Annotated in this window: 17 protein-coding genes; 5 read left to right on the top strand and 12 right to left on the bottom strand. The window is 44.9% G+C overall.

Annotation, left to right across the window (positions count from 1 at the left end; genetic code table 11):
- Positions 1-13 precede the first annotated feature (13 nt).
- The 3 genes from BLT07_RS10975 (at position 14) to BLT07_RS10965 (ending at position 2,833) form a co-directional block, all read left to right on the top strand.
- Positions 14-1,285, top strand: coding sequence for a nitrous oxide reductase family maturation protein NosD (locus tag BLT07_RS10975; protein WP_091868619.1), 1,272 nt, complete (start codon positions 14-16; stop codon positions 1,283-1,285).
- A 62-nt stretch (positions 1,286-1,347) separates the two neighbouring features.
- A complete protein-coding gene (locus BLT07_RS10970; protein WP_091868617.1) occupies positions 1,348-2,058 on the top strand; it encodes an ABC transporter ATP-binding protein in 711 nt (236 codons plus the stop codon).
- Complete coding sequence (locus BLT07_RS10965) at positions 2,051-2,833, top strand: ABC transporter permease (RefSeq protein WP_091868615.1); 783 nt, start codon at positions 2,051-2,053, stop codon at positions 2,831-2,833. The genes BLT07_RS10970 and BLT07_RS10965 overlap by 8 nt, the downstream gene beginning before the upstream one ends.
- 340 nt (positions 2,834-3,173) lie before the next feature.
- Here BLT07_RS10965 and BLT07_RS10960 read toward each other — a convergent pair whose 3' ends face one another.
- The 4 genes from BLT07_RS10960 to nirK all read right to left on the bottom strand — a co-directional run bounded on the left by BLT07_RS10960 (position 3,174) and on the right by nirK (position 8,965).
- Positions 3,174-5,726 carry an adenosylcobalamin-dependent ribonucleoside-diphosphate reductase gene (locus BLT07_RS10960; protein ID WP_091868614.1) on the bottom strand — a complete coding sequence of 851 codons (2,553 nt, stop codon included), beginning with the start codon at positions 5,724-5,726 and terminating at the stop codon, positions 3,174-3,176.
- A gap of 283 nt (positions 5,727-6,009) precedes the next feature.
- Positions 6,010-6,714 (bottom strand): SCO family protein, encoded by a 705-nt coding sequence (locus BLT07_RS10955; RefSeq protein WP_091868612.1) that lies wholly within the window; start codon positions 6,712-6,714, stop codon positions 6,010-6,012.
- A 6-nt stretch (positions 6,715-6,720) separates the two neighbouring features.
- A complete protein-coding gene (locus tag BLT07_RS10950) occupies positions 6,721-7,497 on the bottom strand; it encodes a formylglycine-generating enzyme family protein (protein ID WP_245726518.1) in 777 nt (258 codons plus the stop codon).
- A 10-nt stretch (positions 7,498-7,507) separates the two neighbouring features.
- The gene (nirK, locus tag BLT07_RS10945; protein ID WP_091868610.1) at positions 7,508-8,965 is read right to left on the bottom strand and encodes a copper-containing nitrite reductase; all 1,458 of its coding nucleotides are present in this window, start codon (positions 8,963-8,965) and stop codon (positions 7,508-7,510) included.
- 470 nt (positions 8,966-9,435) lie between these two features.
- Between nirK and BLT07_RS10935 the strand changes: the two genes are divergently transcribed.
- On the top strand, positions 9,436-10,644 hold the full coding sequence (locus BLT07_RS10935) for a hypothetical protein (protein ID WP_091868606.1): 1,209 nt from the start codon (positions 9,436-9,438) through the stop codon (positions 10,642-10,644).
- On the opposite strand, the gene BLT07_RS10930 is transcribed toward BLT07_RS10935, so the two are convergent.
- From BLT07_RS10930 to BLT07_RS21630, 3 genes are read right to left on the bottom strand one after another with little or no spacing between them, the layout of a single operon-like run.
- Entirely contained in the window at positions 10,635-10,967 is a 333-nt protein-coding gene (locus BLT07_RS10930) for a 2Fe-2S iron-sulfur cluster-binding protein (RefSeq protein WP_091868604.1), read from the bottom strand. The genes BLT07_RS10935 and BLT07_RS10930 overlap by 10 nt on opposite strands.
- A 33-nt stretch (positions 10,968-11,000) precedes the next feature.
- Complete coding sequence (locus BLT07_RS10925; RefSeq protein ID WP_245726517.1) at positions 11,001-11,282, bottom strand: hypothetical protein; 282 nt, start codon at positions 11,280-11,282, stop codon at positions 11,001-11,003.
- A gap of 19 nt (positions 11,283-11,301) precedes the next feature.
- Complete coding sequence (locus BLT07_RS21630) at positions 11,302-12,084, bottom strand: hemerythrin domain-containing protein (protein ID WP_317040751.1); 783 nt, start codon at positions 12,082-12,084, stop codon at positions 11,302-11,304.
- Positions 12,085-12,142: 58 nt separating this feature from the next.
- On the opposite strand from BLT07_RS21630, the gene BLT07_RS21020 reads away from it, so the two are divergent.
- A complete protein-coding gene (locus tag BLT07_RS21020; RefSeq protein ID WP_175455319.1) occupies positions 12,143-12,280 on the top strand; it encodes a hypothetical protein in 138 nt (45 codons plus the stop codon).
- Between the two features lie 10 nt (positions 12,281-12,290).
- Here the strand turns inward: BLT07_RS21020 and BLT07_RS10910 are convergent, their stop codons facing one another.
- The 5 genes from BLT07_RS10910 to BLT07_RS10890 all read right to left on the bottom strand — a co-directional run bounded on the left by BLT07_RS10910 (position 12,291) and on the right by BLT07_RS10890 (position 17,017).
- Positions 12,291-12,638 (bottom strand): DUF488 domain-containing protein, encoded by a 348-nt coding sequence (locus BLT07_RS10910; protein WP_091868600.1) that lies wholly within the window; start codon positions 12,636-12,638, stop codon positions 12,291-12,293.
- Between the two features lie 4 nt (positions 12,639-12,642).
- Positions 12,643-12,993, bottom strand: a complete 351-nt coding sequence (locus BLT07_RS10905; protein ID WP_091868598.1) for a cupin domain-containing protein — start codon at positions 12,991-12,993, stop codon at positions 12,643-12,645.
- 65 nt (positions 12,994-13,058) lie between these two features.
- A complete protein-coding gene (acnA, locus tag BLT07_RS10900) occupies positions 13,059-15,854 on the bottom strand; it encodes an aconitate hydratase AcnA (RefSeq protein WP_091868986.1) in 2,796 nt (931 codons plus the stop codon).
- A 136-nt stretch (positions 15,855-15,990) separates the two neighbouring features.
- On the bottom strand, positions 15,991-16,716 hold the full coding sequence (ric, locus tag BLT07_RS10895; protein WP_091868596.1) for an iron-sulfur cluster repair di-iron protein: 726 nt from the start codon (positions 16,714-16,716) through the stop codon (positions 15,991-15,993).
- Positions 16,717-16,723: 7 nt separating this feature from the next.
- Positions 16,724-17,017 (bottom strand): cupin domain-containing protein, encoded by a 294-nt coding sequence (locus BLT07_RS10890; protein ID WP_091868594.1) that lies wholly within the window; start codon positions 17,015-17,017, stop codon positions 16,724-16,726.
- Positions 17,018-17,145 lie beyond the last annotated feature (128 nt).

The following is a 17,145-nucleotide window of genomic DNA, read 5'->3' as shown; positions in this document are numbered from 1 at the left end:
AACCTATAATTCAATGAAATATTGGCAAGGAATTTTTTTTATGGTATGCCTGTGCCTAGGCCATTCGCTTCACGCACAAACTATAACGATATGTCCATCCTGTGAAACTAAATCCATAAAAGAGGGTGTAGAAATAGCCGTCGATTATGATACACTTCTCATTAAAGCGGGCACCTATAAGGAATTCAACATTCATATTGACAAACCCTTGACCCTAATCGGTCAGAACCTTCCCATAATCGACGGTGAGGATAAGGGCGAGATAATTACCGTTACCGCCGATGGGGTCATACTCGACGGACTGAAAATCATAAATGTAGGCACCAGCTACACCAAAGACCATGCGGCCATCCGTATGATCAAGAATAAAAATTTCGAGATCCGTAACGTGGTGCTTGAAAAACTGTTTTTCGGTATTTATCTCGAAAAGGCGTCCCATGGCAAGATTATCAACAACAAGATTAAGGGCGATGCCGTCGACGAGTTTGGCTCCGGCAACGGCATCCATCTTTGGTACGCCAAGAATATCGAGATAATCGGCAACGAAATCCGAAACGTAAGGGACGGTATCTATTTTGAATTCGCCGACAACTGCACCGTCAAGAACAACCATAGCCACAATAATGTGCGTTACGGACTCCATTTTATGTTCTCGAACCACGATGTTTATGAAAACAATGTCTTTGAGAACAATGGGGCAGGGGTGGCCGTAATGTTCTCAAAATTCATCGATATGCGGCACAACATCTTTCGGGAAAATTGGGGCACGGCATCCTATGGCCTATTGCTAAAGGAAATCAACGATGCCGAAATCATCGGAAATACTTTTGAGGAAAACACAATTGGCATCAGTATAGAGGGTACCAACCGAATAGCGTACAACAAAAATAATTTTATCGGTAATGGATGGGCATTGCGTGTGAGGGGCGCGATTTACGGCAATACCTTCACGAACAACAATTTCTTGTACAATTCCTTCGACCTATCGTACAATAGCAACTTGAACGACAATGTTTTCGATAAGAATTATTGGAGCGAATACACGGGCTACGACCTCGACAAAGACGGTATCGGCGACGTGCCCTATCGCCCCGTAAAATTGTTTTCATATATCGTAAACCGTACTCCCGAAACGATAATATTGCTGAGAAGCCTTTTTATGGATATCATCGATTTCTCCGAAAAAGTGTCGCCGGTCTTTACGCCCGATAATCTCTTGGATGCGAATCCGTTGATGAAGAAAGCAGGCAGTAAGGAGCCTCAATTGGCCGTAAAAAGTAAGTAGAAAGCAGTCGCGGTCGTCAGTGAAAATAAATACGGGGAACTAACTACTTTGTACATTAAAAAATGATAGTAATACAAAAGCTACATAAGAAATTCGGTAAGAACGAAGTCCTGACAGGCCTCGACCTGAATATCGAAATGGGCGGCATTTTCGCCGTCCTCGGCCCCAACGGTTCGGGCAAGACCACCTTGATAAAAGGGATTTTAGGCATGGTAGTACCCAACAAAGGCAACATCTCGATCGATGGACATTCCATCAAAAACAAATGGAAATATCGCGAAGGCATCAATTATCTGCCCCAAATCGCGAATTTCCCCGGTAATTTAAAAGTAAAGGAGCTGATTCGAATGATCAAGGACCTTCGGCAAAAACCGAGCGACGAAGAAGAACTGATCACGCTATTCGGCCTAGAACCTTTTTTAAACAAAAAATTGGCGACCCTTTCGGGTGGTACCAAACAGAAAGTGAATATCGTTCTTTCTTTTATGTTCGACAACCCTTTGATCATTCTCGATGAACCTACCAGTGGGCTAGACCCCATGGCCATGATCCGATTAAAGGAACTGATCCAGAAAGAAAAGAAAAAGGGCAAAACTATTTTGCTCACCTCACACATTATGCAGTTTGTCGAAGAGATTGCTGACGAAATCGTATACCTTTTGGAGGGAAGGATTTATTTCAAGGGTACTATCCCGGCATTGAAAAAGCTAACCGGCCAAACTACCGTAGAACGCGCCATCGCGGCCATAACAACCACCCCAGCCAATGTTTAAGATACTCAAATACAGTTTTTATGACCTGATTCGTAGCCGGTGGAGCTATGTCTATTTTTTATTCTACCTAGCGTTGGGCTTTGTGCTGTTGTTCTTGAACAACGATGTTTCAAAGGCGGTCATTACCCTGATGAATATTATTATCGTATTGGTACCCTTGATCGGAACGATTTTCGGGGTCATGTATTTTTACAATTCCAAGGAGTTTACGGAACTTCTGCTGGCGCAGCCCGTTAAGCGTTCGTCCATTTTCTTGGGCCAATATTTGGGCGTGGCCGGTTCGTTGACCTTAAGCCTCGTTCTGGGCCTTGGCATTCCCTTCGTCCTCTACGGACTTTTCCGTAGCGATGCCATTTTCGATTTTTCGTTGCTGCTGGTCACGGGAGCGTTTTTGACCATGATCTTTACGGCATTATCGTTTAACATTGCGCTTTCCAACGAAAACAAAATCAAGGGTTTTGGGTACGCCGTATTGCTTTGGCTGTTCTTGGCGGTCATCTACGACGGACTTTTTCTAATGTCGCTGATTGTATTTGAGGAATATCCTTTGGATACCTTTTCGTTGGTGGCGACGATGTTCAACCCAATCGATCTTTCCCGAACCTTGATTCTTTTAAAATTGGATATTTCCGCCCTTTTGGGATATACCGGAGCCGTTTTCAAGCAATTTTTTGGTACCAACCAAGGTTTTCTCGTCTCCATGTTAATGTTGGTTCTTTGGACTGTCTTACCCATCTGGCGATTGATTCATAAATCGAAGCAAAAGGATTTTTAGGCCAGATGACTTCTTCCGATGCCGTAGGGTCTCCTCGTCCGACTTCAACAATAGAAGCGTATCGCCACAAATTTACCGGGGAAAATCCTTAGTTTGGAAAGCGGTCGCTAAAATTCCTCGATATTTTTTGAATTTCAGACAAAGATCATATGCTCACCCATAGCGGAGATTTACCTTTGAAATTAAAGATAAAAGGAGCATTAATTGCTGATAATTCTTAACAATATCCTATCAAAAAAATAAGCATGCGCTTTCTTTTTATCCCCAAGTGGTGGTAGCCACAAAGCCTAATTGTTTCTGGTTGGCCGGGCAGTGGGTTTTTTGAAAGCAAAAACTTCCCCTATCCACATTTTGAAGATCCACAATCTTTACAGGTCAGACAACCTTCTTGATAAATCAGGTTCGTCGACTTGCAATTGCTGCATTGTTGCCCTTTTGCTGAGGCACCATCGGCCACATATCGTTTTAATGCCCGGGCCACTCCGTTTTTCCAGGTGTTGATTTGTTCGCTATCGAGTTGCAAGCTGCCGATAAGGTCAACAACCTTTTCGATGGGCATGCCGTGCCGTAGGGTGCTGGATATCAGTTTGGCGTAGTTCCAATATTCGGGGTCGAACTTATGGGATAATCCTTCGATCGTGGTTTTGTAACCTCTAGCGTTCTTGTATTGAAAATCATAGCGGGAGGTTCCGTCCTCGTTCCGGTTTTTGATAATCAACCCCTTATCCACCCAACGGGGAATCAAGATACCGTCTTCATCATCGGCCAGCCCGGTAAAGATTTCATAAGGTTGGTCTTCGATAAGTCCGATAAAGGCGATCCATTTTTCCTTATTGTTCTGAAAACGAACTACGTCGGCCCCAAGGATCTGTGGCCGCTTGGTAGGGAAGGCCGTCAGAGTGTCCTTGCCTTCCTCTTTTTGACCATCGTTAGATATAAGAACCCCCGAACGGGATCCATCTCGATAGACGGTCACGCCCTTGCAACCGGCTTTCCAAGCTTCGAGGTATAATTGTGCCACCAGTTCTTCCGAAACATCGTTGGGCAAGTTGATGGTAACGCTGATGGAGTGGTCTACCCACTTTTGCACCGCACCCTGTAAACGCACTTTGCTCAACCAGTCCACATCGTTCGAAGTAGCCTTGTAATAGGGTGACTTTTTTACGATGGCATTGATTTCGTCTTGGGAATATTTTTTATCGGTATCGTAACCTTTGGCCGTCATCCAGGCCTTGAACTGGTGATGGAAAACCAGATATTCTTCCCAAGAATCGCCCACTTCGTCCACAAAGTCCACCCGGGCCTCCTTATCGTTCGGGTTTACTTTTCTACGGCGTTTATAGACGGGAAGAAATACCGGCTCGATACCCGAGGTAGTCTGTGTCATCAAACTTGTGGTGCCCGTGGGGGCGATGGTCAACAGCGCAATATTTCGTCGGCCGTGTTCGAGCATTTCGTAGTACAGTTTCTCGTCGGCTTCCTTTAACCGGAGGATAAACGGATTTTCCTTTTCCCGTTCCGCATCGAAAATCTCGAAGGCACCGCGTTCCCGTGCCGTGTTTACCGATGCCCGATAGGCTTCCAAGGCAATTGTTTTATGTACTTCAACGGAAAATTCATTGGCCTTTTTACTGCCATAGCGCAAACCAAGGGCCGCCAACAAATCGCCTTCGGCTGTGATGCCGATACCTGTACGTCGGCCTTCTTGGGCTTTTTTCATGATGTTCTGCCAAAGTTGGTATTCCACCATTTTGGTCGCTTCCTCTTCAGGATCGTCGGCGATTTTATTTAGGATGGCATCCACTTTTTCGAGCTCCAGATCGATGATGTCGTCCATAATGCGCTGTGCCGCCGCAATATGCTTTTTAAAGAGCGGAAAATTGAAGGATGCCTTTTCGGTAAAGGGCGCATCTACATAAGAAAAAAGGTTGATCGCCAACAAACGGCAGGAATCGTAAGGGCAAAGGGGAATTTCACCGCAAGGGTTCGTGGAGACCGTTTTATAGCCTAGATCGGCATAACAATCCGGCACCGATTCTCTAATGATCGTATCCCAGAACAGAATTCCCGGTTCGGCGGACTTCCAGGCATTATGGACAATTTTTTCCCATAATCGGGAGGCCTCAATCTCTTTTGAGTATTTGGGGTCGGCACTATGGATAGGGAATTTTTGCGTGTAAGTGTCTTCAGCTTCGACCGCTTTCATAAAGGCATCGTCCATCCGTACAGAAATATTGGCGCCCGTTACCTTGCCTTGTTCCATTTTGGCGTCGATAAAATCCTCCACATCGGGATGGTTGATCGAAACGGACAACATCAGCGCGCCCCTTCGCCCATCTTGCGCCACTTCGCGGGTAGAATTTGAATAGCGTTCCATAAAAGGCACCAGCCCGGTCGAGGTCAAGGCCGAATTCTTTACCGGGGAGCCCTTGGGCCGGATATGTGAAAGGTCATGCCCGACCCCGCCACGGCGTTTCATCAATTGTACCTGTTCTTGGTCGATCTTCATTATGCCGCCGTACGAATCCGAGGTGCCATCGGTACCGATCACAAAACAATTGGAAAGGGATGCGATCTGAAACGGATTGCCGATACCCGCCATAGGGCTGCCTTGGGGGACTATATATTTGAAATTTTTTATCAAATCGAAAATTTCTTCCCCGTTCATCGGATTCGGATATTTTGCTTCGACCCGAGCGATTTCGCTTGCGATCCTTTGGTGCATATCATCGGGAGTCCGTTCGTAAATATTCCCGTCCGAATCTTTAAGGGCATATTTGTTGACCCAAACACGGGCGGCCAGGTCGTCGCCTTTGAAATAGATCAGTGAAGCTTCAAAGGCTTCTTTTTGGGTGTAGTTGGTGGTGGGGATCGGGAATGTTGTAGGGTGCATTTTAAATTCTATTTTGGTTTGAAAAGGCGCTAATTATGTACTAAAATTAGTCAAAAAGAAAGTAACATTTTTATGACAAAAATCATAAAGTGTACAAAAAATAGATATAAATAATTGATAATGAATACATTTAAAATTTATTAACAGAAAAAGTTAACAAAATATTCAACCTTGAGAATGTTCGTTAATAAATTTGCCAAATTTTGGAAGATGGGATAAGAACTTAGGGAATGGATTTAAGAAGGTGGCCATTTCAACGAAACGGTTGGTTATTTAATACTTTTTAGTTCACTAATTCCAAAATTTTTGAGACCGTCGCCTTGTGGTTCACTCCAAGCCCTTCTTTTTGGTAGGCCAATTCACCTTTTTCATCGAAAACGCTGATGATGTTAGAGTGCGAAAAATCCATCGGGGAAATCTGTTTGTAGTTTACCGCCAGCACGGCGGCAAATTCACGGGTGTCCATTTCGGAACCCCGAAGTAAGACCCATTGATTGGAATCCAGTTCATTTTCAATGGAGAATTCCTTGAGCCGTTCGGGGGTATCGGTTTCAGGGTCGATACTGACCAATACGAATTTCACTTTATTTTTTTGGGCTTCGGGAATCTGTTTTTCGATGCCCCGCATATCGGCCACCAACCTTGGGCAGGCCGCTTGGCAAGAGGTATATATCATGACCATGACGACTACTTCGCCCTTGAGTGTCTTGAGCTCGATCTGTGAATTGTTCTGGGTCGTCCACTTTGAGGGCAGGTTGTAGATTGATAGGCCTGAAATTTCATCGGTTTCCTCGATTTTTGTTTCTACAGGCTGTAAATCCATTCTGCAGACCAAGCACGTGCCCGGTTCGGCGAAAATCTTGTCCCCTTCACATTTCATGGGGCATTGATATTCGACCATAGCGAGGTCGTTTTTCTTTTTGGTATAGCAAGAGGATAAATTGGCCACAGGCAAAATGAGGAACAGGATGTAGGTTATTTTTTTCATTTCAATTTAGATTTTAGGGATGTCCTTGGCACAACGGAATCCCAGGTTCTTTACGGAATAGTTGGCCTTCATGCTGCCCCTAAAGGCGTAGCGCATAAAGGCAGCATAGTTCATCAGGTCCGATGCCCCGACGGCCGCACTTCCACAGAACAGATTACTGTCTTTGTCCACGTCTTTTCTCGATTCCCCCGAGATCAAAACGGAGTTGAAATCCATCGTCCACTCCCAGACCAAGCCGTGCAGGTCATAGATGCCCCAATAGTTTTTAAAGGTAGAGCCGATTTCGTTGTTGAAGGTTTTGGGAGCCTCGTACCAGTCTAATATCTTTTGGTTATAGGATTCCTTCTTTCTGGCATCGGCGGTTTTTTCATCGGCCATCGCCGCAAATTCCCATTCATCGATGGTGGGCAGCCTTTTTCCTTGGCATTCGCAGTATTTTTTGGCGGCGAACCACGAAACGTTCGTTACCGGGGCATCGGCCGAAAACCGGTTTGGGTACGAAAGGTCGCTCTCCCAAGCGTTTAAATAACTGCCATCGGCGAACAGCGGTTTGACCTTGCTTTTTTGCCATTGCGGGAATTCCTGGACAAATTCCAGATAATCGGCGTTGGTTACCGGATAGACATCCATCGAAAAATCATCGATGGTTACGGCCGTGGAATCCACACCGTAAAGGGGAATGTAGGTTCCTCCCCGGACCATGGCCATATCATCCTGTGCAAAGACCGGTTGAAAAATGGCAATGCATAGCGAAATAAGTATGATTTTGAGGAAGGAATCCATAGTTGCTATTTTATTTTTCGGCCCGGACGGATTTTACCATCGCCGGCGTCACTTCTTTTTTGGAATTGCCCCAGCTGTTATAAACGTAGGTCAGCACGTTGGCAATCTCATCGTCGGATAAGGTCTGGGCGGTCATAACGCTGTTATATTTCTCCCCGTTGACGGTAATTTCGCCGGTTTTACCGTGAAGAACGATACCTATCGCCCTTTCGGGATCGGCATTCAGGTAATCGGATTTTGCCAAGGGCGGGAAAGCGTTCGGTACTCCTTGGCCCTCGCCCTGGTGGCAGGCGAAACAGGTCTGCATGTAGGTTTGCTTGCCGAATTCCAGCATTTCGGCCATCGATTTGGCGGGAATTTCGGATTCCAATCCTTCCGCTATACTGGGCATACTCTGAATGCCGCCACCTTCCGGTAAATAGATGTCATCTCGCAATTCGCCGGAATAGATGTTCTTGTTTTCATCGCCCTGCACTTTCAACATTCCAAGGGCACCTTTGTTGAAGGCCCTGAAAATGGAGTGGTCGACCAAAATAAATGTGCCTGGCACCTCTACTTTGAATTCAACGATAGCTGCACCACCGGCGGGTATCAAAGTAGTTTGCACGTTTTCGTTAATGCTGTTTCCTCCTTCAATGTGCACCCGATCAAAGATTTCCCCGATTACATGAAAGGAAGATACCAGGTTGGGGCCACCGTTGCCCACATAGAGGCGAACGGTTTCTCCCACATTGGCCGTAATGGCGTTATCGCCGGTTAGGGCGCCGACCTTTCCGTTAAAGACTATGTAATCGGCATCTTCATCGATCGCTTTCTGCATGTCGAAGGGTTGAAGGCCGCGATCTCCGTAATTGCCCTTCGTATAAAAATCACCTTGCATTACATAATATTCTTTGTCCACATCGGGTAGACCAGCTTCGGGCTCCACCAAGATCAGGCCGTACATGCCATTGGCAATATGCATTCCCACGGGAGCAGTGGCACAATGGTATACAAAGAGTCCCGGATTTAGCACCTTAAAGGAGAACACTTTTTCATGTCCAGGAGCGACAAAAGAAGATTCCGCTCCACCTCCTGGACCGGTTACGGCATGAAGGTCGATGTTGTGCGGTAATTTATTGTCGGGATGGTTTTTGAGGTGGAATTCCACCTCATCGCCGACCTTGGTACGGATAAAACTTCCGGGCACCGTACCACCAAAGGTCCAATACATATATTTGACCCCATTGGTCATTTCGCCTTCCTTTTCGAGGATTTCCATATCGACGATCAGCTTTTTGGCCTTTCTTTTTCCCGTAGGGGGCGGTACGTGGGGTGGCGAGGTTAATGTGGCCTTCATTTCTACCGTGGCCGGTATGTCGACACTTGCGATTTCCTTGTTTTCATTGTTATCCTTACAGGACGAAAGAAATAGCACCAAGGCTGCCGTGAATAGCATTGCTGCTGATTTAAGTCGATTGGATTTCATTTTGGTATGGATTTTGGTTGTTTTCAAACATAAAAGGACATTTTTTATCCTTTATAATGGTTAAAGGTAGCATAGCCATTTATTCCAAAACATGACACTTGTCATGTTCTATTCTCATGTTGTGGCAATTTCAAGTCCTTCAATTTCCAGGACCAATGCTTCCAAAGGATCCTTACCAAAAAGAAAATCATATAGAATTCTCGCTTTAGAAGATTTGAACACTTTTGTGGAACTCGTGAAAAGTGCTTCGTAATATGCGATTCCCGCGTGTTCTAATAGAAAAATCAGCAACGCTGTTATCAGGGTCGGGTGCATGCTGAATTTTTGCAATTTTCAGTTACAAAATTCAGAACAAAAATCTCCTTAGAATTTGATATTTGTTAGGTTTGTCTTAAATAGTTGCCGATGGGTTTTAACACACCAAATTGAAAGTGCTATGTCCCTTTGTTTATTTAAATTGCGGTGGCAAAATGATAGATTTAAAACTACATATTAGAACGGCTTTCGCCTATTTTTTGATGGCGGCATTGCTGGGTTTGGTATTGAGATCGTATGCATCCATCGAAATTCCTGTCAACTATAAGTTTATCGTCCATACCCACTCACATATAGCCCTTTTGGGTTGGGTTTATATCGCTTTGACAACTTTGATTTATAAGCTGTTCGTAGCAAGTCCGTTGAAGGACAAGAAGTACCGACGCATTTTTTGGTTTACACAGCTGAGTCTTGTGGGAATGCTTTTAACTTTTCCATTTACCGGTTATGCGCTTTTTTCCATCGTTTTTTCAACGCTTTTCTTGTTTGCCTCATACTGGTTCTTTTGGTTTTTTAGGAAGCACGGCATGCGTGAATTTAAAAAAACGAACGCCTATGCCTGCATTACGGCCGCACTTTGGTATTTGGTACTTTCCAGTTTGGGGCCTTGGGCGTTGGGTGCGGTCATCAGTCTTTTGGGATCTGAATCGATTTGGTACCGTTTAGCCATCTATTTTTATCTGCATTTCCTCTATAATGGATGGATGATTATGGCCTTGTTCGGCTTGTTTTTGCATCTGCTTGAACACCGCCAGATCAAGCCTTCAAAAAGTAGTTTCAAAAAGTTGTTTTGGAGTCTTAATACAGGGATAATCCTGTCCGCTTTTTTATCGACGCTGTTTACAAAACCCCCGATACTAGTGTATATTATCGGTGGGGTGGGAGGAGTTCTTCAGCTTTTTGCCCTGATTTTGTTGCTTTGGTTTTTATTTCCGCTTAGGGGAAGAATGAAGACCATATTCTCAAAATGGCAATGGAACCTATTACAAACAGTGGCGGTACTGTTGTTCGTAAAAATGGTATTGCAGTTGCTTACGGCCTTTCCTTATTTTGCCAACTTGGCCGCAACCTTTCTCGACTTTACCATCGGATATTTGCATTGGACATTTCTGGGGGTGGTCACCATCGCCCTGTTTTTCTTTTTGGATTGGTTTAAACTGATGCGGATTTCCAGCAAAGCCTATGTGTTTTACTTCACAGGATTTGTGATTACTGAACTATTGATTTTCTATAAGGGATTGGCGGCGTGGCAAAGCCTCCCTATTTTCAAAGGCTATTTTGAAGCTTTGGCGATAGGAAGTTCCCTGATTCCTTTGAGTTTACTTTTAATGCTGGCCTTCAGTTGGAGGGGCGGTCAAACCTGATCATCCTTCAATATCCTGAAAATAACCCCGTTCAACTCGCTATTCACCGGAATCTGACAGGCCAAGCGACTTTTTTCGGAAGTATTGCGGATTTTAGAAAGGGTGTTTTTTTCATCAACACCCATTTTTTCGGAAACGCTACCCTCAATAATTTGTATGTGACATGTGCCGCACCATGCCCGGCCTTTGCATTCGCCCCAATCTTCGATGTATTTATCGAAGAGCAGCTCCATCAGGCTATGGTATTCGTTGGTCTTGAAAGTGGCGTCGCATTCTTCGCTGAACTCGTTGAAATACGTAAGGCTGTAGGTTTTAAGGGCCATTGTAACCTAATTTGAAACGGCTTTTTCCGTGGTTCAAAATAAATGGGCAATGATAACGATGCAACTGAAAACTACGCTCAGTATCAATAGATTAAACGTAGTCTTGGATTTTAGTTGTGCCAAAACTGCACCATTATAAGCCATGCAGAACATGGTAACCATAAATAACAATATCAGGTTGGTCGGAGTTAAACCGCTCAATAATAGCATCATTGCCGCTACAGCTCCGATGCAGCTTTGCGGTATGATGGCAATCGAGGCGTAACCCGTTTGTTCCCTTTTAAATTCGGCCAACAAATTATCGTACATTTTCATAAACCCATTGATTTTACTTTTATTTCCAGAATTCGTCATCGGTATTGTCGCTGAATTTTTCATCGGTATGTATTTTTGAAATTAATTGTAATTGCGCTTTGGAAGCTACTTTTTGAATTTCGTTAAAAAGTATCCGTTCCTCAAAGCGGATATGTTTTTCCAGTTCTTCCTCGATCAAACTGAGAGATTTCTCGATATCGTCGGTATCGTTAAAAAGCCTACTCAGCCTACGATGTTCCGCCAAGGCTTTTTTAACCAGTTCGTTATCGTTTCCCAAAATGGGAAAGAGGTACTTTTCTTCCATTTCAAAATGAGGTTGGATATGGTGTTCAAAAAACCAGTCTATATAGTGTTTGATCCTATCTGCTGCCACTCCTTTTGAAAAGCCCGTTCTGATTTTCCAACTAAGCAATAAGCTATGGTGGTGATCGCGACTGAGTGCTTGAAGGTCTCTATTTCTTTTGATCGGCTTTTTTGTTTCCATGTTATTCATTGGTTTTTCTAGTGGTTCGCACCTTAAATCGTCTTTCAGTGGCTCTTGATGACCACAGGTCGGGCATTCCCTGATCTCACCTTGTTTTAAATGTATTCCGTCAATATATTCGACCATAAATTTTTGGACCTTCATATAATGGTCGCGATGGTTGTTGACATCTATTTGTTTGTCCTTGAACATCTGGCGTATCTTGGCGTCGTATTGCTGATAGCCCCAGCAGATAGGACATGTTCCTTCGGGCGTCATGCCTTCGGTCTCCTTTTTCGGCTTTTTAAAAAAGTGTGCCAAATTTTCAATGAGATCCATCTTTTCAGTATTTAGGTTTCCTATTTTGTTTCCCAACCTGGGTTTAAGCTAAGCTAAAATGCCGCAACATGTGATCGTGGGTTTTATGTCAGCCTTTGGCAGAAAATCCTTAGATGGTTGTAGCTATAAAATTAGTTTTAAACGCCGTGATGCCGCAAAAGACGTATTGGATGATGCGACCATTTTGGATAATTAGCATACGGGTTTTATAACTTCAGCACTTTTTGTAATACTACGGCTTGATTGTGTTCGGTATCTTTCGCCCCGAACAGCACCGTGACCTTTTGTTTTTCTGCTTTTTTTCGGATTGCTGTCAAATCTTCCTTTTTGTCGTCCAGCTCTTTGCGATATTTTTTGGCAAATTCATCGAACTTGTCCGGATCATGATCGAACCATTTTCTCAGTTTATCAGAGGGAGCGATATTTTTGTTCCAATCGTCGAGTTTAGCATCTTCTTTCGACACGCCCCTAGGCCAGATGCGATCTACCAGAATACGGTAGCCATCATCATCGGACGGGTCTTCGTAAATTCTCTTTGTTTTTATCTCCTCCATCCAATTATCTTTGGGAATTTTTTGCTACGTCTTCTACCCGTTTAACCGTGTCCGCACTATTTAAGCTTAGCCTCACGATACTGTCCTTTAAGGCTGTAAGGTCATGGGGCACATTGCCTTCCAGCGCAATCAGGTCTCCTTTATTTAGGGTATGTACCTCTCCGTTGACCCCAAAATCGATGCTTCCTTCAAATATTTCTACGACAATGGGAAAGGGTGTTTTATGTTGCTTCATTATTTGACCTTCCTTAAACGCGATCCTAATTTCCTTTCCGGTTTCCGATTCCAGTAAAACCTGTAGTGTGGGTCGACTTTCGTGGTATTCAACGTTCTTACTTAATGATGCTGTTTTCATTAGTTATGTTTTTGATTTATACCTTAAAATTTCTTAGAACCTGTTTAATACAACGCTCCCAGGTTTTACTGATTTTCCTTTTCTAAAAACTGTCGGAGTACGTATTGCAATATGCCCCCGTTGCGGTAATATTCGATTTCTATCAGGGAATCGAGCCGGGCAATGACATCGAATTGAATTTCTTCGCCCGATTCTTTCTTGGCGGTAACCTGAACTTCCTTTAGGGGTTTAATGTCGTTGGATATACCGATTATTGTAAAAATTTCCTTGCCATCGACCCCCAATTTTTCGGCGCTGTCCCCCTCTTTATATTGCAGGGGAAGCACGCCAACGCCTACTAGGTTGCTTCGGTGGATGCGTTCGTAACTTTCTGCCAGTACGCATTTGATTCCCAAGAGCAAAGTGCCTTTTGCCGCCCAATCCCTGGAAGATCCGCTGCCGTATTCCTTGCCGGTCAACACCACTAATGGGATTTCGTCATTCCGGTATTTTACGGAAGCATCAAAAACGGATAGCTCCTCTCCCGTAGGAAAATAGCGGGTGTAGCCGCCCTCTTTATCGGCGAGTTTGTTTTTGATGCGCACGTTCGCAAAAGTGCCGCGTACCATCACTTCATCGTTGCCGCGGCGACTTCCGTAGGAGTTGAAATCTTTCTTGTCTACGCCTTGTTCGATCAAGTATTTCCCAGCGGATGAATATTCATTGAAAGATCCCGCAGGCGAAATATGATCGGTGGTAATGCTGTCGCCGAGCACCAATAGGGCGCGGGCATTACTAATATCTTTTAAAGGCGGTGCCTCGGCCGAAATATCGCGGAAAAATGGGATTTCCTTGATATAGGTGGAATTCTCGTCCCATTGGTATAATTGTCCTTCGGGAATTTCCAGGTTCCTCCATATCTCGTTGCCCTCGAAGATTTCGCCGTAATTCTTCGCAAAGTCCTTGGGGGAAAGTACGCGGGCCAGAATTTCATTGATCTCGGCGTCCGTGGGCCAAATATCCTTTAGGTAAACGGGCTGCAGGTTCTTATCATAGCTAATGGGATCGTTGATCAAATCGATATCGACCCTGCCGGCCAAGGCGTAGGCGACCACCAACATGGGCGACATCAAAAAGTTCATTTTTACCTGAGGATGCACCCGGGCCTCAAAGTTACGGTTGCCCGAAAGTACGGAGGCGACCACCAATTCGTGCTCGTCGACCGCCTTTGCGATCGCAGGGGGCAAGGGACCGGAATTACCGATACACGAAGTGCAACCGTAGCCAACCAGGTGGAACTGAAGGGCTTCAAGATCTTTCATCAGATCGGCCTTTTCTAAATAATCGGTAACCACCTTGGAACCCGGGGCCAGGGAGGTTTTTACCCAGGGTTTTACGTCGATACCATGTTCGCGGGCCTTTTGTGCCACCAGACCCGCCCCGATCATGACGAAAGGGTTGGAGGTATTGGTGCACGACGTAATCGCGGCGATGACCACCGAACCATCGGAGAGCATAAAGGTGGTATCGTCCCTATCGATCCAAACGGTCTTGAGTCCGTCTTTTTCCTTGGTTTCGACCGTGCCTTTCCGTTGCGTTTTTGCGGGTTCGTGTACGGGCTGATTGCCTCCCTCATCTTTCCATCTTGTCTCTGAACGTAACGTTTCACGGTCTTTCTGTTCGATATATTCCCGACCGAAGGATTTGCCCAGCAGGTCTATGAACTTGGGTTTGAAATCCTTTAAAAGTATCTTGTCTTGAGGGCGTTTGGGGCCGGCCACTGTGGGCTCGATGGTCGATACGTCAAGTTCGAGAACCGAGGTGTAGGTAATATCTTCCTCATTTTCCCGCCAGAGCATATTCGCCTTGCAGTACCTTTCCACGAGTTCGATCTGTTCTTCGGAACGATTGCTTTTTCGCATATATTCCAATGTCTTGTCGTCGATGGGAAAATAGGTAATGGTACATCCGAATTCTGGTGACATATTGCCGATCGTCGCCCTGTCGGGTACCGAAAGATGGTCGAGCCCGGGACCGAAGACTTCAACGAATTTACCGACAACCCCTTGTTTACGTAACAGATTGGCGATGGTCAACACCAGATCGGTGGCGGTGGAACCCAAGGGTAGTTTTCCGATAAGTTTCAAACCGATGACCTCGGGCATGATAAAATAGAGCGGCTGCCCCAAGATTGCCGCCTCGGCCTCTATACCCCCAACGCCCCAGGCTACCACCCCGATGCCGTTGACCATGGGCGTATGGCTGTCGGTACCTACCAAGGTGTCGGGAAAGAGCTCGCCGTTTCTTTCGATGACCCCTTTGGAGAAATATTCCAGATTGACCTGATGGCAGATGCCCATTCCCGGTGGCACTACCCTAAAATCGGTAAAGGACTTTTGCGCCCATTTCAGAAACTGGTAGCGTTCTTTGTTCCGCTTGTATTCCTCTTCCATATTGCGATCGTAGGAATAGGCCGTACCGAAATAATCTACTTGTACGGAATGGTCGATGACAAGGTCAACTGGCACCAAGGGATTGATTTTTTCGGGATTTTTTCCTTTTCGGGCCGTTTCGGCGCGGAGCGCCGCTATATCAACCACGGCAGGAACTCCAGTGAAATCTTGCATCAGCACTCGGGCGGGTTTAAAGGGAATGTCCTTGTCCGAGGCCTCGGGCCGCCAGTTTAAAATAGTTTCAATATTTTCTTTGGTCACGGCAAAACCATCGTAGTTCCGCAACGCATTTTCCAATAAAATGCGGATGGAGAACGGAAGTTTGCTTATTCCATGCCCCTGTTTTTCAAGTTCGGAAAGGCTATAGTAGCCCAAGTTTTTTCCAGAAACCGATAACTTCTTTCTTAGCTTATAGGGGTCTTTGTCCATGGTATACATTTTAATCTGCTTATTTGTTTAGAAACCTAATCATCAAATAAGATCAGCACGTAGGCAGGTAAATCTTATTTGAAGATTAGGTTGCGGATAATAGGTATCCGCGCAAAGGTTGGATTGGCGATTCGGGTCAAGCGTTCAGTTTCGATTCCAGTACCTCTGCTTTAGGAAATAGGATATTGTTCTCTAAATGGATGTGTCGATGCAAGTCTTCCTCAAATTCCCGTAACAGTGCAAAGCTTACCCGATAGGTACTGCAGGCGTCATTAGGTGGCGTATAATCATCGCTTAACCGGGCAATATGTCGAAATCGTTCACCTTCATTCTCGTGTTCCTGCATCATGGTCTGTATGGGGTTGCGCACGGTACCGAAACGTGGTTCGCCAATGGACTCGTTGTTTTGTTCGGATTTCACCATTTTACGAATCCAAGGGAAGAGCACCAGTTCCTCTTTTTTCATGTGCATGGTCAGTTCTCCGGCGGACAATTCGAAATGCTCCTGTATTTTCAAAAGTTCCGGATGATCATTACCGTGAACCTTACAGAGCTTGGTAAGATATTGTTTCAACACGGGTATGCGTTCTTCAACATAGCGATGGTGCTTCTTTTCGATGTAATCGGCGAGCAGATCTAACGGCCATGATTTAAAGTCGGTGGTATCGTTGTTTTCTTCCTCCTGTACCGCTTCCAGTTCCTTTAACAGATCGTCGATTTTCAAGTTATTCTTTTCGGCCACTTCGGCGAGACTGCGGTTTCCCTTACAGCAAAAGTCTATCTTGTGATTTTTGAATACTTGGGCCTTTCGATAATCTTCCGCTACCATCTGGCCAATGGTTTGTTGCATAGTTTCTTCCATGGTATTTCTAAATAAAATTGATTTGTGAATCGGTAGCCATAATCGCTATGGCCTTAAAATCCGTTTGAATAGTTAAGGTGTGTTCTTTTCCTGCGGGAATTATAAAGGTAGACCCCTCTTTTAGAAGGTGTTCGCTCTCGGGCATTTTCAAGAGGGCCTGGCCTTCCTGTACCACGATAACGGCTTCTTTAGTACTGTGGTGCGGGGGCATTGTCATTCCGGCCAGACCCTTTACCAGAATTGTTTTCATTGAATCGCCCATTGCTAAACGGATCAATTCGGGTTTGTTCAATACTTCCATGATTTTTCTTATTATTGGAATTTACTTATTTTCAAATTCGCACTGATAACAAATGATATTCGGATAATAATATCGCAAAATGCAACTCTGTCTTTCTGAATCTGAAACAAAGATAGCAAATATTTTTA

Origin of the sequence: Pricia antarctica, assembly GCF_900101815.1 — a bacterium.
Taxonomy (GTDB): Bacteria; Bacteroidota; Bacteroidia; order Flavobacteriales; family Flavobacteriaceae; genus Pricia; species Pricia antarctica.
Note: the sequence above shows the minus strand (reverse complement) of the source record. Positions and strands in the feature narration are given on the sequence as shown.

Excerpts from the sequence above, each read along its gene's own strand:
- BLT07_RS10975 (WP_091868619.1), top strand. The coding sequence starts at position 14 with ATGAAATATTGGCAAGGAATTTTTTTTATGGTATGCCTGTGCCTAGGC.
- BLT07_RS10970 (WP_091868617.1), top strand. The coding sequence starts at position 1,348 with ATGATAGTAATACAAAAGCTACATAAGAAATTCGGTAAGAACGAAGTC.
- BLT07_RS10965 (WP_091868615.1), top strand. The coding sequence starts at position 2,051 with ATGTTTAAGATACTCAAATACAGTTTTTATGACCTGATTCGTAGCCGG.
- BLT07_RS10960 (WP_091868614.1), bottom strand. The coding sequence starts at position 5,726 with ATGCACCCTACAACATTCCCGATCCCCACCACCAACTACACCCAAAAA.
- BLT07_RS10955 (WP_091868612.1), bottom strand. The coding sequence starts at position 6,714 with ATGAAAAAAATAACCTACATCCTGTTCCTCATTTTGCCTGTGGCCAAT.
- BLT07_RS10950 (WP_245726518.1), bottom strand. The coding sequence starts at position 7,497 with ATGGATTCCTTCCTCAAAATCATACTTATTTCGCTATGCATTGCCATT.
- nirK (WP_091868610.1), bottom strand. The coding sequence starts at position 8,965 with ATGAAATCCAATCGACTTAAATCAGCAGCAATGCTATTCACGGCAGCC.
- BLT07_RS10935 (WP_091868606.1), top strand. The coding sequence starts at position 9,436 with ATGATAGATTTAAAACTACATATTAGAACGGCTTTCGCCTATTTTTTG.
- BLT07_RS10930 (WP_091868604.1), bottom strand. The coding sequence starts at position 10,967 with ATGGCCCTTAAAACCTACAGCCTTACGTATTTCAACGAGTTCAGCGAA.
- BLT07_RS10925 (WP_245726517.1), bottom strand. The coding sequence starts at position 11,282 with ATGAAAATGTACGATAATTTGTTGGCCGAATTTAAAAGGGAACAAACG.
- BLT07_RS21630 (WP_317040751.1), bottom strand. The coding sequence starts at position 12,084 with ATGGATCTCATTGAAAATTTGGCACACTTTTTTAAAAAGCCGAAAAAG.
- BLT07_RS21020 (WP_175455319.1), top strand. The coding sequence starts at position 12,143 with ATGCCGCAACATGTGATCGTGGGTTTTATGTCAGCCTTTGGCAGAAAA.
- BLT07_RS10910 (WP_091868600.1), bottom strand. The coding sequence starts at position 12,638 with ATGGAGGAGATAAAAACAAAGAGAATTTACGAAGACCCGTCCGATGAT.
- BLT07_RS10905 (WP_091868598.1), bottom strand. The coding sequence starts at position 12,993 with ATGAAAACAGCATCATTAAGTAAGAACGTTGAATACCACGAAAGTCGA.
- acnA (WP_091868986.1), bottom strand. The coding sequence starts at position 15,854 with ATGGACAAAGACCCCTATAAGCTAAGAAAGAAGTTATCGGTTTCTGGA.
- ric (WP_091868596.1), bottom strand. The coding sequence starts at position 16,716 with ATGGAAGAAACTATGCAACAAACCATTGGCCAGATGGTAGCGGAAGAT.
- BLT07_RS10890 (WP_091868594.1), bottom strand. The coding sequence starts at position 17,017 with ATGGAAGTATTGAACAAACCCGAATTGATCCGTTTAGCAATGGGCGAT.